This is a genomic window from Microbispora sp. H13382 (assembly GCF_014161445.1).
Classification (GTDB): domain Bacteria; phylum Actinomycetota; class Actinomycetes; order Streptosporangiales; family Streptosporangiaceae; genus Microbispora.
Genome location: NZ_JABBXA010000025.1, coordinates 52,080 through 66,940, shown reverse-complemented (window position 1 = coordinate 66,940; position 14,861 = coordinate 52,080). Strand labels below are relative to the sequence as shown.

The window sequence follows — 14,861 nt, the reverse complement described above, 5'->3', positions numbered from 1 at the left end:
CGCTCGTTGACTGGCCCTGCCGCACGCGTTCCGTAACCGCGGCGGCCAAGGCGCGCGGTGGTGCGCACGATCAAGGGACCTGGGAGCTCACAGTGAGACTCGGTTACTTCACGATGCCCGTCCATCCGCTGGGCCGCCCCTGGGCGGACACCCTGGCTGAGGACCGAGAGGCGGTGATCCTGGCGGACCGTCTCGGTTTCCACGACGCCTTCGTGGGAGAGCACCTGACCGACCGGCACGAGAACATCACCAACAGCCTTCTGTTTCTCGCCACGCTGATCTCCGACACCCGGCAGATCCGGCTCGGCACAGGCACGACGAACCTGTCGCACCAGCACCCGGTGCTCGTCGCGGTGAACTCGGCGATGTTCGACCACCTCAGCGGCGGCCGGTTCATCCTCGGCGTCAGCCCGGGCGCGCTGGCGTCGGACGCCGAGATCCTCGGGATCCTCGGTGAGGACCGCAACAAGCTGTTCGCCGAGGCGATCGACGTCATCACCCGCCTCTGGTCGGCGGACCCGCCGTACGACATCGCTCTGCCCGGCAACCGGTTCGAGGTCTCGACGGCGCGCACGATCGACCTGGACCTCGGCGTCGGCGTCGTCGGCCGGCCGCTGCAGACACCGCGGCCGGAGATCGTCGGCACGGTGGTCGCGCCGTTCTCGAAGGGTGTGATCGAGATGGGGGCCAAGGACTTCCACCCGCTGTCGGCCAACTTCCTGCTGCCGCAGTGGGTGGCCACGCACTGGGGCAACTACGTGCGCGGCAAGGAGTCGGTGGGGGAGACCGCCCGGAGCGACGACTGGCGGGTGGCCCGCACCGTCTTCGTGGCCGACGACGCCGAGACCGCCGAGCGGTACGGCCGGACGGACGAGGCGAGCCCCTACCGCTTCTACTTCCGGCAGATGGTCGACAAGATGCGGAAGATGGGCCGCCTGGAGCTGTTCAAGACCCGCCGCGACCAGCCCGACGACGAGATCACTCTCGACTACGTCCTCGACCGGCTGGTGATCACCGGTACTCCCGAGTCCGTCGCCGAGCAGGTGCTCGAACTGCGCGAGCAGACCGGCGACTTCGGGGAGCTCGTCTACGCCGGTCTCGACTGGGCCGACCCCGGCCTCGCGCGCCGATCCATGGAGCTCATGGCGACCGAGGTCATGCCGCTCGTCAACAAGGCGATCGAGGCGGAGGGGACCTCCTGATGATCGACCGGTCACACCGCCTGCCGCCGCCGCGGGAGGAGGAGCTGACCCCAGAGCAGCGCCGGGCCGTAGAGGTGATCGCGTCCGGGCCGCGCGGCGCTCTCATCGGACCGTTCGCGCCGCTTCTGCGCAGTCCCGAGCTGATGACACGGCTGCAGAAGGTCGGGGAGTTCCTGCGGTTCGAATCCACGCTGCCTCCAGCGGTGCTGGAGCTCGCGATCCTGCTCGTCGCGCGCCGATGGAACCAGGGCTTCGAGTGGGCCTTCCATCGGCCGCTCGCGCTGCGCGCCGGGATCGCCGCCGACGTGGTGGACGCCGTCGCCGTCGGCCGCCGGCCGGACGACCTGCCCGCCCGCCTCGCGGTGACCTGGGATCTCGTGGACGAACTGCAGCGCACCGGCGAGGTCGGCGACGCGACCTACGAGCGGGCCCACGGGGAGCTGGGCGAGACGGTTCTGGTGGAGCTCGTCACTACGGTCGGCTACTACACCACGCTCGCGATGATCATGAACGTCGCGGGCACGCCGGCGCCGGAGGAAGGATGATCGAGCCCGCGAAGTGGCATACGACCGGTTCGGGACGCGACGTCGTCCTGCTCCATCCGCTCGCCTCCAGCCACCGGTTCTGGTCCGGGATCGTCCCCCTGCTCACCGGCCGCCGGGTGCACACGTGCGACCTGCCGGGACACGGGGATGCCCCGGTGCCCAGCGGGCGCTACGGCGTCGCCGATCTGGCCGCCTGGCTCGCCGCCGGGCTGGACCGCCTGCGCGCGGATGGTTTCGGACGGCCCGACGGCAGGTTCGTGGTCGCAGGCGTCTCGCTCGGCGGCCTGGTCGCCCAGCACCTGGCCGCGGACCGCCCCGACCTGATCGACCGGCTCGTGCTGGCCGACACGGTGGCGACCTATCCCGGGACGATGCGGGAACTGTGGCGCGAGCGGGCGGCCGTCGCCCGTGCGCGCGGGATGGCCCCCCTGGTCGATCCAACGATCGCCACCTGGTTCACCGCGGAGGCGCTCGCTACGGGCGCGCCCGCCGTCGGCCTGGCCCGGCAGATCCTCCTGAACACCGATCCCGAAGGGTATGCCCGGGCCTGTGAGGCGCTCGAGACCGCGGACGTGACGTCGTCGCTGCCGCGTATCACGGCGCCGGCCCTGGTGATCTGCGGCGACGACGACATGCCGGCGTTCGTGGCGGCGGCGCCGGCGCTGCGGGACGCGATCGTCGGCGCCCGCCTGGAGTGGATCGCATCGGCGCGCCACGCGGCCGTCGTAGAGCGGCCGGACCGGTTCGTCTCCGTGCTGGACGCGTTCCTCCGTGATCGCGGCGACGAGGAGCGGAGGTCATGAGCGGCACCGGAACCGTCGGCGTGATCGGCCTCGGCGTGATGGGCTCCGCGATGAGCTCCCACCTGCTGCGAGCGGGGCTCGACGTCGTGGGCCTCGACGTGGACCCGGAGCGGATGCGGGCCCACCGGGCCGCGGGCGGCCGCACCGTGTCGTCGGCCCGGGAGATGGCGGGGGAGTGCGGGGTGATCATCAGCTCACTGCCGAACGCCGAGGCGCTGCTCGATGTGCTCACCAGACCGGACGGCGTGCGGGCCGCCGGACAGCCGGTCACCGTCATCGAGACCAGTACGCTGTCGCCGGACGAGAAGCGACGCGCGTGCGAGGCCGCCGGCCCCCGTGTGCTCCTGCTCGACTGCCCACTCAGCGGGACGGGGCAGCAGGCCCGCGACGGGGATCTGATCGCCTATCTGAGCGGGGGTACCACCGCCGATCGCGAAGCCGTCCTGCCCATCCTTTCGCACACCACCCGCGCCTGTTACGACCTCGGAGAGTTCGGCAACGGCACCCGGATGAAGGTGGTGGCCAACCTGCTCGTCGCGGTGCACAACGCCGCCGCGGCCGAGGCGCTCCTGCTGGCCCAGCGGTCAGGGCTCGACCTGGGCCAGGTGCTCACCGCGATCGGCGACGGCGCCGGCAGTTCACGGATGTTCGAGATCCGGGGGCCGATGATGGTCGCGGGCGGCTTCGAGAACGCCACCATGCGCGTGGACACGTTCCAGAAGGACCTGCGGATCATCGCCGACTTCGCGGCGAGCGTCGCCAGCCCGACTCCGCTGCTGGCGGTCACCGCGGTGCTCTACCAGGCCGCGGTGGCGCAGGGCAGGTCACATCAGGACACCGCCAGCGTCTTCGCCGTCCTGCGTGGGCTGACTGGCGACTGATCGGCACGGCTCGTCCGGAACACCGGGGGAGCGGGCTCCGGTGGCTCACGGCCGATTGGCGAGCAGCGTCATCACGCGGAGCGCGACCTGCGTCTCCGTTCGCCGCTCGCCAACGCCGTGGCCGATCAGCTTCTCCACCTTGCGCAGCCGGTTGCGGATGGTGTGCTCGTGGAGGCCGAGGAACTCGGCGGTCGCCACGTGACTACCGAGGCGGAACCACGTGTCGAGTGTCTCCCTCAGCCGGGCCGTCTCGGGGTTGTCGAGGGCCAGCGGGCCGAGTTCGTCCTCGACGAAGCGACGGGCCAGATCGTGGTCGCGCATCAGCAGGACCTCGAGCCCCACCTCCGAGTAATTGATCACCTTGGGTGACCGTTCGGGGCCCCAGGCCGCCCGAATCCTCTCGACGTCCTGGGTTTGGGCGTACGTCCGGCGGAACCCCTCCAGGCCCGGCCGGCCCTCCCCGAGCGACGCGGTCACACCGGCCGTCGACAGGGCGGCGCGCAGCCTGTCGACCAGTTCGCCGGGCCACGGGGAGAGGCGGCTCAGCCACACCACCGTGCTTCTCAGCCCCGAGGGGTAGATGAGCGACTGCCGCGCCCCCGTCGCCGTCCGCATTCCGATCGTGAGCCGTCCTGCGGCGCCCTCGGCCACCTCGGGCAGGAGCACGGCGACGTGGTGCGCGTCGAACTCGTAGCCGATCGTCAGCAGATCGGAGGGGGAGAGGCGGTCCTCGTCGCCGTCGAGGAGGCCGCGGATCAGCCGCTGCCTGACGTGCGCGCGGGACCGGCTCAGTGCCTCGTCCTCGCGGATATAGGTGTCGGCGACCTGCACCGCCACATGGTCCTGATAACCGAAGATCGCCAAGGTCAGGGCGGTCAGCGCGTCGCTCGTCTCGTCCCGGGAAATGTCGGCCGTCTGCGCGTGCGCGCGCAGTCGCGCCGCCCATGTCTCCCACATCGCCACGAACCCCACGCGGTACGAACGCTGCAGCGCGCTCTGCGGAATGCGCAGTCGCGCCTGGACGGCACCGAACGTCAAGGGCTGGCGCAGCCGCACGTCGGACAGGCGCATCCTCGCGCACAACACGTCCTGGAGGGTCCGTAGATTCTCCCGGACGCTGGCGGTGAGGTGGTCGACGAACTCCTGGTCCTCGGCGTACGACGGGAACGCCACCTCGATGTCCCTGCGCACGACCACGTCGCAGAGGACGCGGAGGTCGACGTCGTCGGCGGCCTCTCGCGCCCAGTCCGGCAGCGAGGCACCCCCGGACGAGGGCCGGTCGGACAAGCGCCGGGAAGCAGGCTGCATCGGAATCTCCCTCGACGGACCCTGCCGGGCCAGGTTGCGCCCGGTAGTCGGTCTGGTGAGGATAGCGTCTGATCGAGTTTGGGCTGGTAGGAGGGCTTTCTCGGTGCACTGGGACGATCTGCGCGTACGCCGGTCACCGCGAGGCAGCTGCGCGGGTGGGTGCGCCGAGTCCGCTCAGGCGGCGAACAGGAGGAGCAGGCCCACGACGGTGTAGACCACCATCAGCACGAGCAGGGGAATCTGCCCGAGGACGGCGGTACGCCGAGGGAACAGGGCCAGCGCGCGGTCGTGCGCCAGGACGGTGCCCAGCACGTGGCCGACGACGATCACCGTCACCTGGAGGGTGGCGACTCCGGCCGGGGTGGTGCCGAGCGCCTGGATGGTCCACCCGGCGGTGCCGAGCCAGTCGGCGCCGGTGTCCAGCGGATCGGACAGCAGGGCGATGGTCCGCTGCCCCTCCAGCAGGAACAGGGTGTAGTAGTGGGCCACCACGTATCCGACGGCCACCGGAACGATCGAGTGGGCGATCTCGCCCGCCGTCGTACCCGGCTCCGCCGCACCCCACCGGCCGGCCAACGCCGTCGCGCCCCGGTACGCCGCGAGCACCAGAGCGATGACGGCGATCAGGCCGGCGGTGCCCGTGACCGGGGCCGGCACCGCGCTCTCCTGCATGAAGCGCACCCACACCGGGGCGTTGGACAGGCTGTCGTACATGGTGGAGCCCAGGAGCACGACCACCAGTACCGTCAGTCCCGGTGCCGGTCGCAGCCCGGCCATGCCGTCGAGGGAGTTGCGCCAGACCACGACGCCGTCGCGGCGTCTGCCCGCCGGGGCCAGCCTGCCCACGAGGTCGCTGTAGACCTCGAACGGATCGGCGTGGTCGAACCACCGCGAGCCGAAGACGACCGCCCCGGCGAGCATGAGCACGGCGTAGGCCGCGAGCCAGGCTCCGATCACCGGCAGGGTGGCCCGTTCGGGGGCGACCAGTTCCAGCCAGACGAAGGCGAACAGGCCGGCGCAGGCGGGCCAGTATCCGACGCCCGCGGGCAGCGGCCGCAGGCCGAGCTCGGGGTCGCGTCCGAGCCCTCTGCAGGCCAGCAGGTGCAGCGTCCGCAGCGGGTTCAGGCCGCGCCACACCGGGCCGAACAGCAGCGACAGCGGCACCAGGCCGACCCAGAACAGTACGTAGAACGCCCCGGCCGTGGGATTGTCGGCCCGATCGGGACCGAAGATCAACCCGATGCAGAAGTACGCCGCGGCGACGAGCCCGGCGATTCGCCAGACCCACCGCCAGGCCGGCGCGGTCACCGCCGCCTGGACGGCGGTGGGCAGCGAGCGGGCAGCGGTGAGGGCGGCATTCAGCCGCGGTTGTTTCCACAGCGCGCCGAGCGCCACGAACGACACCAGCAACGCGAGGGCCGCGCCGGTCAGCGCGGCCGAGAACGGGATCGGCAGGTCCTGACGGCCGCCGACGCCGTGAGCCAGCAGCATCCCGGCGGCCCTAACGGACGACGAGCTGGAACAGTTGCAGTCCCGACTCGTGGGTTTCCATCTCGAACAACCCGGTCTCGTCGGCGACGAACTCGATGCTCGCGGGGGTGCCGGGCTTCAGGCTTGCCTCCTTGTCGTACCCGTGCAGGTGTGCCTCGTCGGCGGCGTCGCTGGTGATCGTGATCCGCACCGTCTGGCCCTTGGTCACCTCGATCCGTCCGGGCGGCGGCGTGACCTTGCGACCGGCGACAGCGACGGTGATCTCCTTCACCGCCGAGTCGGCGGAGTCGGCCGAGTCGGTGGAGGCGGCGGCGGCCGGCTCGCTGGGGGCCGCGGGAGCCGACTCGGCAGGAGCCGGGGCAGCCGACTCGGTGGACACCGGAGCGGCCGACTGGGCGGGGGCGGCGGAATCCGAGCCGCCACAGGCCGCCGTGGCCATCACCAGGGCCACGCCGAGCGGGAGCGCGGCGAGCAGTGGGCGCAGGCGCGCAGGGGCGATCGTCATGGGGGGTCTTCTTCCTGAGGGGTGGGACGAGTCAGCGTCGCCTGGTGGATTTGGGACGCTGGGGAGTACGTGACGCCGGGGCCCGTGGGGGTTTCCCGGCCGCTGGGCGGCCGGACGACCGCCGGGCCGCCGGGGTGGCGGGCGCGGGCCGCCGCGCCGCCCGCACCACCAGGACGCCCGCTCCCACGACGAGGACCGAGGGCACCAGCCATACCGACAGCCCGGTGCCGGAGTCGGCCGGCTGCGCTGTCCGGGCGGCGGTGCCGGCCGCGCCGGTTTCGGGCACGGAGTCCTGACCGCCGCCGGTTTCGGGAACCGCGGCCGGGCTGGCGCCGGTCCCCGTAACCGCGGCCGGGCCGGCGCCGGCCTGGGGCGCCGCGGGGCCCAGCGCCGCCGGGCTGCCGCCGGTCTCCGGCATCGGGGCCTGGGTGCCGCTCCCGGGCTCGTGCGAGTCGAGCAGGCTGGGGTCGGGCTCGTTGTCCGGGGCCTGCCAGCCCTTGGGCGGCCCTGAGGTCCTGCCGTTGTAGGTGAACCGCAGTTCTCCTTGCACCGGCTCCCCGTCGGAGGCGATGGACAGGTAGCGGACGACGTACTTGCCCCGCTCCGGCCAGTAGGCGACCGGGATCTCTGCCGGGTATCCGGTGTTGTACACCACCGGTTCCCACGTCCCGTTGACGAGGTTGTACTCCTGAACCGGCTCGTCGAGCCGTTCGGGCCGGCCGTGCGTCCAGGGCCGGTCGACGCGGGCGCCACTGGGGGCGGTGACCGCGAAGTACGCGTTCGGGGCGGGCGCCTCGGTGAAGTAGAGCGCGAGGGACTCCATCGGCTCGCGCACCGTACTGTCCTTGACCGGTGTCGACATCGCGAGCTGGCCGTGGGCGGAGGCGGGCGCCGCCAGGGCGGTCGTCGCCAGCACGCCGGCGACGATCAGCAGAAGCAACCGGCCCAGCCAGCGCGCCATCGTCACTTCTGCCCTCCACGAGGTACGGCCCCTGGATGGGGAGATGCGGCTCGGACCGGTGAGACCGATTGCGTCGAGGTTAACGACTTTTGCCACGAATGAACAGAACTCGATGCGGTTGCAACAGAAGTGGAGCTGGATCGGACGACGGAACCGCGGTGTTCGGCCCCGGACTCAGCGGTGGACGTGCCCGGTGAAGCGCCCCGAAGGCACTACGGCGGTGCTCAGGGGGAGGGGACGATCAGCGCGGATAGCCTTAGGCGTTCTCCTCTTCTCTGGAAGGGCAAGCCGTGAGATACGCGCACATCGTCATCCGCCTGTTCGCAGCCGCCGCTGTCGTGACCACCGTGATCGCCGGAGTGACGGGTCCCGCGGCCGCGCACACGGAGCTGAAGTCGTCGACGCCCAAGGACGGCGCGACGGTGGAAAAGGCGCCCTCCCACGTCGAGCTGGTCTTCACCGAGAGCATCAATCGCCAGTTCGTCACCATCGTGGTGACCGGCCCGGGCGGGCAGAAGGTCGCCAATGGCAAGCCGGGCACCAAAGGGCCCGTCGTCACCCAGCCACTGACCGCCGATCTGCCCAACGGCCGTTATGCGATCGCCTTCCGCGTGGTGTCCTCCGACGGTCATCCCGTCAGTGGGGAGCTTCACTTCACCCTGAAAGCTCCCGCGCCCGTACCCTCGGCGACGCCGACGACCGCGAGTCCGGCTGCCGGCCCGTCATCCGCCGGGGTGGCGACCCCCGCTGGGGCCGCGCCGTCGTCCCCGGCGGCCGGCACGTCGGCGGCCGCCTCCTCGTCGTCAGGTGGCGGGTGGACCGCCGCACTGGTCGTCGCCGTCTTGGCGGTGGCGGTAGCCGCGGGGACCCTGGTCGTGCGCCGGCGGCGGCGAGGCGCAGCAGAGTCGTGATGCTGCCGGGCCCTCGATGCGGCGATGACGCCGGTCCGGCGGACCCACGCGCGCACCGTCTCAGCCACCGCTGTGAAAGCGCAGGTGTCTCCCGGATGCGCGTCAGCGGAGACGGCGCCGGAAGGGTGAGGGGAGAGGCGGGGCGGGCGCGAGTCGCACGCGCACGTCCACGGCCACCACTCCGCCTGGCGTCACGATGACGGGGTTGAGGTCGAGCTCGGCGATGTCGGGCTGGTCGTCCATGAGGCGGCCGACGCGGACGATCTGGTCCTCCAACGCGCGGACGTCGGCTTCCGGGCGGCCCCGGTAGCCGTGCAGGAGCGGCGCGCAGCGCAGCTCGCCGATCATTCTCCCGGCCTCCGCTCGGTCGATCGGCGGCACGCGGAAGGCGCGGTCGGCGAGCAGCTCTGTGGCCACCCCGCCGAGCCCTGCCATGATCAGTGGCCCGAACGTCTCGTGCGCGACGCCTCCGATGATCATCTCGGTGCCCTCGGCGGCCATGGCCTGGACGATCGCCCCCTGCATGGCGGGGCCGAGGCGGGCGGACATCTCCCGGTATGCCTGCCGGACCTGCTCGGGGGTCTGCAAATCGAGCCGGACGCCGCCGACCTCGGACTTGTGGACGAGCCGGGGGCCGGTCGCCTTGAGCACGGCGGGCAGTCCGGTGAGCGCGGTGGCCTCGGCGGCGCTCTCGGGCCCGTTGACGGCGACGGATTCGGCGACGTGGACGCCGTAGGCCGACAGCAGGCGGGCTGCGGTGTGTTCGTCCAGCCAGCGTCCCTCGGGATGGGCGGACAGGTCCGCGGCGACGACGCGGCGGGCGAGCGGCAGATCGATTCCCGGTGGTTCCTCCGGTGAGGTCACCGGCCGGACGCGCCGGGCGGCGTACCCGGCCGCCTGGGCGAGAGCGTGCACGGCCTGCTCGGGGAAGGCGTACGCGGGCACCCTCCCGTCGATGAGCTCGTCGTGCCCGGCCAGGCAGGCGAGTACGGGCTTCGCCGCGTCCGTGGTGGTGGCCGCGATCGCTTCCCTGGTCTCCTCCAGGCCCGAGCCGAACGGCGGGGTGTAGACGATCAGGACAGCGTCGACGCCCGGGTCGGCGAGGACGGTCGCGATCGTGAAGGCGAAGTCGGCGGCGTCGGCCTCGGCGGTGAGATCGACGGGGTTGCCGACGGCCGCGGCCGGGCGAAGACGGGCGCGAAGCGCCTCGGCGGTGGCGGGGCGCAGGTCCGGCACGACCAGGCCGAGCCGCTCGCAGGCATCCGCGGTCAGCGCCTGCGGGCCGCCGGAGTTGCCCACGATCGCCACCCGGGGGCCGTCCGGCAGCGGCTGGAAGGCCAGCAGCCGGGCGGTGTCGAGCAGGTCCTGGACGCTGTCCTCCCTGATCGCGCCGCATGCGCGTAGCAGCGTGTCCACGGCGACGTCGGGGGTCGCCGCGGCGGCGGTGTGCGAGCGGACTGCCCGGCTCCCCGAGGCGCTGCGTCCGCTCTTCACGACGACGATCGGTTTACGGGCGCTGATCCTGCGGGCGATCCGGCCGAACCTGCGCGGGTTGCCGAAGGATTCGAGATACAGGGCGATGACGCGGGTGGCCGGATCGTCTTCCCAGTATTCGAGCAGGTCGTTGCCGCTGACATCCGCCTTGTTCCCGACGGAGGCGAAGGAGGAGACGCCGAGGCCGAGTAGCCCGGCGCGTTCGATCAAAGCGGCCGCGACCGCGCCCGACTGCGACATCAGTCCCAGTGGCCCCGCGGGAGGACGTCCGGGCAGGAAACCGGCGTGCAGGCGGGCCGCCGTGTTCACGACGCCGAGGCAGTTGGGGCCGATCAGCCGCATGCCCGCCTCGCGGCAGACGCGCAGCAGTTCGCGTTCCGCCTCGCGGCCCCCGGCCTCGGCGAAGCCGGCGGTGAGGACGACCAGGGCGCGCACCTGGTGGCGGGCGCACTCGCGGGCGACGCCGAGCACGGCGGAGGCCGGGACGGCGACCACGGCCAGTTCCGCCGGCCCGGGCAGCGAGGCGAGGCCGGGATAGGCGGCCAGGCCGCACACCTCGACGGCCCGGGGATTGACGGGGTAGATCGGCCCGAGGAAGCCTCCGTCGACCAGGTTGCGCAGCACGCGGTGCCCCACGCGCGCCGGATCACGGCTGGCCCCGATCACGGCCACCGAGCATGGGGTGAACACGTGCGCGAGGGAGCTGCGCTCCGCCTCGTGCGCCCGGGCCTCGATCTCGGCCACCAGGCTGTCGGTGGGCCGGGTGGCGATGCGGATCTCCACCTGCCCCTGCTCGTACTGCTTCTTCACCGGCAGACCGAGATCGTTCAGGACGCGCAGCATCGCCCGGTTCTCGGGCAGGACGGTGGCGACCAGGTCCTCGATACCCGCGTCCGCCGCGTCCAGCGCGATGTGCTCGAGCAGCAGCGTGCCGAGCCCTTGGCCGTGCACCAGGTCGTCCAGCAAGATCCCCACCTCGGCCTCCGGCCTGTCCGGGCGGGGGATGTATTCGGCCACGCCGACCATCAGGCCGCGGATCAGGGCGACCAGGGCGTGGCCGGGGTATCGCGGGCCGGTGATCCGGTCCATGTACACGTGGGCCGAGGTGGTGCCACCGGTGAAGAACCTCAGGTACGCCGAGTGCGGGGAGGATCTGGTGATCAGTGCGTGCAGGGCTTCCCGGTCAGATGGGCACAACGGGCGGATGTGCGCCACCCCGCCGTCACGCAGGAGGACGTCACATGCCTCGGCAACGGTTCGAGCCATGCTCCCAGCGTCGGCCACCGCCGGGCACACCTCCAGGGGCCTCCTCCCCCTCTCGGCAGGGACCCTGGTCCCGAGCCGGATGCCGCCCCCCGCCATCGTTTACGCGCGGATGCCGGCCGGCGTGGGCACCGTGGCCCGGAAGCGGCACCTCGCCCTGGCCGGTCAGCACCCCTCCCGGTACGACGGCCGTCTCACGCTGCGGCGTCGGCAGGCCGAGCGCTGTCACCGAGTTCGCGTCCGCCGATCTGCAAGGTGCGACCCCTGCGGGGGCATCACCCCAAGCAGGTGGAGGTGAACAATGGCTCGGTTGCGTGACTTCCTCCAGCGGTTCCGCCCAGCGGGTGTACCCGGTGCCGCGGCGCCCGCCGGCGTTCCGGCCGACTACGCGGTCGACCAGGCCGCCGAACTCGAGGCGGTCTTCTCCGCCCTCGAGGAGACATGGGCGAGGTGCGCTCATGAGCGGCTCCGTGCACGGTCCAGCGCGGAGGAGACGCGAACTCGCGCACGTGCCCAGGCTGCCGCCGTCCTGTCAGCGGCGCGGCTGGAGGCGGAGGCGGCGCGGGCGGAGGCCGCCTCGGCCGCTCGTCGGACATCGGAGCAGGAGAGCGATGCTCTCCTGCGAGACGCCACGGGCTCTGCCGGCGTGATCCGCCGGCGTGCCGCCGCCCGCATGCCGGAGATGGTCGCCCGGGTTGTCGCGGAGGTGCGGTCCCTGGCCCGTGATGTGCCATGACCGCTTCCTGGGTCTCCGGCTCCACCCGGGCGAGAGCGCTGGTGCGTCGCGGCCTCGGGCTCCGGCGGGCCCGTCGGCTCGCCGCCTGCGGCTCCGCCGCCGAGGCGGTGGCCATGCTCGCACGCACCTCCTACGGGCACGATGTGCGGCCCGATCAGAGCCTGCCCGACGCCCAGCGGGCCGTCCTCGCCACACTCGCGTGGCATCTGCGCGTCCTCGCCGGCTGGCTGCCGCGGGAGGGCGGGCAGATGACGCGCGTCCTGGCCCGGTGGTTCGAGATCGCCAACGTGGACGAGCTGATGTGCCGCCTGACCGGACGGCCCGCCGAGCCCGAGTTCGTCCTCGGTTCGCTGGGCACGGCGTGGCCTCGGTTGCGGCGGTGCGGGTCACTCACCGACATCCGGGCGACGCTGGCCACCTCCCCGTGGGGCGATCCCGGCGGTTCCACCCGTCACGAGATCCAGTTGGGCATGCGCCTGGCCTGGGCGGAGCGGCTCGCCGACGTCCTTCCTCCCGCCACGCGAGGCTGGGTCATGGGCGCGGCGGCGTTGCTGGTCGCCCGTGAACGGCATGCGGAGCGTCGTGAGCCTTCTGCCGGAGCACGCGATCGCTGCCGGGCCCTCCTCGGCCCGGACGCCGTGGCGGCGATGTCCATCACGGAGATGACCGGACGCCTTCCCTCGGCCGCCCGGTGGGCGCTGCTCGACATCGAGGACCCCAGCCGGTTGTGGGAGGCCGAACGGCGCTGGTGGAAGCGCGTGGAGGAAGACGGCCGTGCTCTGCTGACGGGATCCGGTTTCTCGGCGGGCCCCGTTGTGGGGGCCGTCGCCGTGCTGGCCGCGGACGCCCGCAGGGCGCGGGCCGCGCTGGAGCTGGCCGCCAGGGGAGGCGCCGCCGATGTCCTCATCTGACCGGCCCCACGTGACCTGGCGTGAAGCTCTGTGGCCCGTCCGGATGGAACGGGTCGCGATCGTGGCTCCCTGCCCGGCTATGCCGGACGTACTCAGGCAGGTGGGGGGCGCGGGGGTGGTCGAGCTGTCCACGCCTGCCGATGCGCCGCTGGAGACCGTGTCGAAGGAGGCCGTCGTTCGCGATGACGTCGCCGCGCTCGCCGGCTGGATGCCCGCCACGCTGGTGACCGAGTTGTCGAGCCGCCTGGCGCCCCACGGCGGCGCGGTCGTCCAGATCTCCCGGCCGGCGGGCGTCGAGGCGCCGTCCCTGCTGCGGTCGAACGGTCTGCGCGGCTTCCTGTCCCCGGTCGTCGCCACGTACGGAACGGTGCCCTACCGCGACATCGACCCCACTCCACTGGCGGCCGCCGCCTACATGGTCATGTTCGGCATGATGTTCGGCGACGTCGGCCACGGGACGCTGCTCCTTGTCGCGGCGGCCTGCCTGTACTACCGCCGTCCCAGATGGCTGGCCAGGTTCCGCCGAGCGTGGCCGTTCGTCCTCGGAGCGGGTCTGACGAGCGTGCTCTTCGGCCTGCTGTACGGCGAGTGCTTCGGCCCGACCGGCGTCGTGCCGGTGCTGTGGCTGGAGCCGCTCACTCATCCCGTCCAGCTTCTGCTCGCCGCCCTCGGCGTGGGCGCGCTGCTGCTCGGCGGCGCCTACGCGCTCGCAGTCGTGAACCGGTGGCGTGAGGGGGGATGGCCGGTCGCGCTCTACTCCTCGGCCGGGATCGCCGGTGGGGCGGTGTTCACCGGACTCGGCCTGGCCGCCGCCGGATGGTACGGCAAGCTGGATCTCCTCGCCGTGGCCGGTGGCCTGATCGCCGCCGCAGGTCTCGCGCTGGCCTTCGCCGGTTTCCTCGCCGAGGCCGGCGGCGGTGCGAGCGGGATCGCCCAGGCCGCGATACGGCTGTTCGACCTGGTCGTCCGGCTGGGCGCGAACCTCGTCTCGTTCACCCGGCTGGCCGCGTTCGGCCTCACCCATGCGGCCATCGGCTCCATCGTGTGGACGGGCACTTCCAGGTTGTGGGCGGGCCGCCCGGTCGCCGCCGCGACGATCTTCGTTGTGGGCAACGCGCTCGCACTCACGATCGAGGGGCTCGTGGTCGGCATCCAGGCCCTGCGCCTGGAGTACTACGAGCTGTTCTCCCGGCTCTTCCAGGCCGAGGGGCGCCCGTTCCGCCCCTGGCATCTTCCACCGACATCCAGGGAGGCGAGGCCATGTCCGTCTGGATCAGACGAGGCCTGCAGGCCGTGAACGCCGTCATCGTGCTCGCCGCCCTCGTTCTCCTCGTTTCGGCGCTCACCGCCGCCGGCGCCCCACGGGCGGACGCGGGCGCCCCGGCCGCCGCTCGGGCCGTGAACGGGACGGCGCTGCTCGGCGCGGCGATCGCGGTCGCCGGCGCGGCGATCGGCGCGGGCATCGCCGTCGCCTACACAGGCGCGGCAGCCCTCGCTGCGATGAGTGAGCGGCCCGAACTGTTCGGCCGGGCCATCGTCATCGTCGGGCTCGCCGAGGGCATCGCGATCTACGGTCTCGTCATCGGCGTCATCCTCATCGAACGGGCGTGACCGGGCATGGGGACCGTGGCAGTCATCGGGGAGACCGTCCGCGTGGCCGCTTTCGGCCTCGCGGGCGCCCTGGTCCGCCCCGCCGAGGACGCCGAGGCGGTGCGTGAGGCATGGCGAACCCTGGAAACCCACGTGGCCGTGGTGATCCTCACCCCTCGGGCGGCCGAGGCCCTCGGTGACGCGGTCGCCGGTGCGGCGACCGGCGGGCCGCTGACGGTGGTGATGCCGGATTGATCGCG

The 14,861-nt window shown here is 72.4% G+C and carries 14 protein-coding genes; 9 read left to right on the top strand and 5 right to left on the bottom strand.

Annotated elements, in window-relative coordinates; translation table 11 throughout:
- The first annotated feature begins 92 nt into the window (after nt 1-92).
- From HHX41_RS34790 to HHX41_RS34775, 4 genes are read left to right on the top strand one after another with little or no spacing between them, the layout of a single operon-like run.
- Complete coding sequence (locus tag HHX41_RS34790) at nt 93-1,202, top strand: LLM class flavin-dependent oxidoreductase (protein ID WP_182909337.1); 1,110 nt, start codon at nt 93-95, stop codon at nt 1,200-1,202.
- The gene (locus HHX41_RS34785; protein ID WP_182909336.1) at nt 1,202-1,747 is read left to right on the top strand and encodes a carboxymuconolactone decarboxylase family protein; all 546 of its coding nucleotides are present in this window, start codon (nt 1,202-1,204) and stop codon (nt 1,745-1,747) included. The genes HHX41_RS34790 and HHX41_RS34785 overlap by 1 nt, the downstream gene beginning before the upstream one ends.
- A complete protein-coding gene (locus tag HHX41_RS34780; protein ID WP_182909335.1) occupies nt 1,744-2,550 on the top strand; it encodes an alpha/beta fold hydrolase in 807 nt (268 codons plus the stop codon). The genes HHX41_RS34785 and HHX41_RS34780 overlap by 4 nt, the downstream gene beginning before the upstream one ends.
- On the top strand, nt 2,547-3,431 hold the full coding sequence (locus HHX41_RS34775; RefSeq protein WP_182909334.1) for an NAD(P)-dependent oxidoreductase: 885 nt from the start codon (nt 2,547-2,549) through the stop codon (nt 3,429-3,431). The genes HHX41_RS34780 and HHX41_RS34775 overlap by 4 nt, the downstream gene beginning before the upstream one ends.
- 45 nt (nt 3,432-3,476) lie before the next feature.
- On the opposite strand, the gene HHX41_RS34770 is transcribed toward HHX41_RS34775, so the two are convergent.
- The 4 genes from HHX41_RS34770 to HHX41_RS34755 form a co-directional block, all read right to left on the bottom strand.
- Nucleotides 3,477-4,739, bottom strand: a complete 1,263-nt coding sequence (locus HHX41_RS34770; protein WP_182909333.1) for a CdaR family transcriptional regulator — start codon at nt 4,737-4,739, stop codon at nt 3,477-3,479.
- A gap of 174 nt (nt 4,740-4,913) precedes the next feature.
- Complete coding sequence (locus HHX41_RS34765; RefSeq protein ID WP_182909332.1) at nt 4,914-6,230, bottom strand: hypothetical protein; 1,317 nt, start codon at nt 6,228-6,230, stop codon at nt 4,914-4,916.
- A 10-nt stretch (nt 6,231-6,240) separates the two neighbouring features.
- Nucleotides 6,241-6,735, bottom strand: coding sequence for a hypothetical protein (locus HHX41_RS34760; RefSeq protein ID WP_182909331.1), 495 nt, complete (start codon nt 6,733-6,735; stop codon nt 6,241-6,243).
- A 31-nt stretch (nt 6,736-6,766) separates the two neighbouring features.
- Nucleotides 6,767-7,696 (bottom strand): copper resistance protein CopC, encoded by a 930-nt coding sequence (locus HHX41_RS34755; RefSeq protein ID WP_259401542.1) that lies wholly within the window; start codon nt 7,694-7,696, stop codon nt 6,767-6,769.
- Between the two features lie 290 nt (nt 7,697-7,986).
- Between HHX41_RS34755 and HHX41_RS34750 the strand changes: the two genes are divergently transcribed.
- Nucleotides 7,987-8,607 (top strand): copper resistance CopC family protein, encoded by a 621-nt coding sequence (locus HHX41_RS34750; RefSeq protein WP_182909329.1) that lies wholly within the window; start codon nt 7,987-7,989, stop codon nt 8,605-8,607.
- Between the two features lie 102 nt (nt 8,608-8,709).
- Here the strand turns inward: HHX41_RS34750 and HHX41_RS34745 are convergent, their stop codons facing one another.
- The gene (locus HHX41_RS34745) at nt 8,710-11,367 is read right to left on the bottom strand and encodes a GNAT family N-acetyltransferase (RefSeq protein WP_182909328.1); all 2,658 of its coding nucleotides are present in this window, start codon (nt 11,365-11,367) and stop codon (nt 8,710-8,712) included.
- A gap of 729 nt (nt 11,368-12,096) precedes the next feature.
- On the opposite strand from HHX41_RS34745, the gene HHX41_RS34740 reads away from it, so the two are divergent.
- The 4 genes from HHX41_RS34740 (at nt 12,097) to HHX41_RS34725 (ending at nt 14,856) form a co-directional block, all read left to right on the top strand.
- The gene (locus HHX41_RS34740; RefSeq protein WP_182909327.1) at nt 12,097-13,011 is read left to right on the top strand and encodes a hypothetical protein; all 915 of its coding nucleotides are present in this window, start codon (nt 12,097-12,099) and stop codon (nt 13,009-13,011) included.
- Nucleotides 13,012-13,090: 79 nt separating this feature from the next.
- Nucleotides 13,091-14,308, top strand: coding sequence for a V-type ATPase 116kDa subunit family protein (locus HHX41_RS34735; protein ID WP_220504687.1), 1,218 nt, complete (start codon nt 13,091-13,093; stop codon nt 14,306-14,308).
- The gene (locus tag HHX41_RS34730) at nt 14,272-14,622 is read left to right on the top strand and encodes an ATP synthase subunit C (protein WP_169987985.1); all 351 of its coding nucleotides are present in this window, start codon (nt 14,272-14,274) and stop codon (nt 14,620-14,622) included. Before HHX41_RS34735 ends, HHX41_RS34730 begins: the two co-directional genes overlap by 37 nt.
- Nucleotides 14,623-14,628: 6 nt before the next feature.
- A complete protein-coding gene (locus tag HHX41_RS34725) occupies nt 14,629-14,856 on the top strand; it encodes a V-type ATP synthase subunit F (protein WP_169987983.1) in 228 nt (75 codons plus the stop codon).
- The last annotated feature ends 5 nt before the right edge of the window (nt 14,857-14,861 follow it).

Excerpts from the sequence above, each read along its gene's own strand:
- HHX41_RS34730 (WP_169987985.1), top strand. The coding sequence starts at position 14,272 with ATGTCCGTCTGGATCAGACGAGGCCTGCAGGCCGTGAACGCCGTCATC.
- HHX41_RS34765 (WP_182909332.1), bottom strand. The coding sequence starts at position 6,230 with ATGCTGCTGGCTCACGGCGTCGGCGGCCGTCAGGACCTGCCGATCCCG.
- HHX41_RS34735 (WP_220504687.1), top strand. The coding sequence starts at position 13,091 with ATGCCGGACGTACTCAGGCAGGTGGGGGGCGCGGGGGTGGTCGAGCTG.
- HHX41_RS34755 (WP_259401542.1), bottom strand. The coding sequence starts at position 7,696 with ATGGCGCGCTGGCTGGGCCGGTTGCTTCTGCTGATCGTCGCCGGCGTG.
- HHX41_RS34770 (WP_182909333.1), bottom strand. The coding sequence starts at position 4,739 with ATGCAGCCTGCTTCCCGGCGCTTGTCCGACCGGCCCTCGTCCGGGGGT.
- HHX41_RS34780 (WP_182909335.1), top strand. The coding sequence starts at position 1,744 with ATGATCGAGCCCGCGAAGTGGCATACGACCGGTTCGGGACGCGACGTC.
- HHX41_RS34745 (WP_182909328.1), bottom strand. The coding sequence starts at position 11,367 with ATGGCTCGAACCGTTGCCGAGGCATGTGACGTCCTCCTGCGTGACGGC.
- HHX41_RS34725 (WP_169987983.1), top strand. The coding sequence starts at position 14,629 with ATGGGGACCGTGGCAGTCATCGGGGAGACCGTCCGCGTGGCCGCTTTC.
- HHX41_RS34740 (WP_182909327.1), top strand. The coding sequence starts at position 12,097 with ATGACCGCTTCCTGGGTCTCCGGCTCCACCCGGGCGAGAGCGCTGGTG.
- HHX41_RS34775 (WP_182909334.1), top strand. The coding sequence starts at position 2,547 with ATGAGCGGCACCGGAACCGTCGGCGTGATCGGCCTCGGCGTGATGGGC.
- HHX41_RS34760 (WP_182909331.1), bottom strand. The coding sequence starts at position 6,735 with ATGACGATCGCCCCTGCGCGCCTGCGCCCACTGCTCGCCGCGCTCCCG.
- HHX41_RS34785 (WP_182909336.1), top strand. The coding sequence starts at position 1,202 with ATGATCGACCGGTCACACCGCCTGCCGCCGCCGCGGGAGGAGGAGCTG.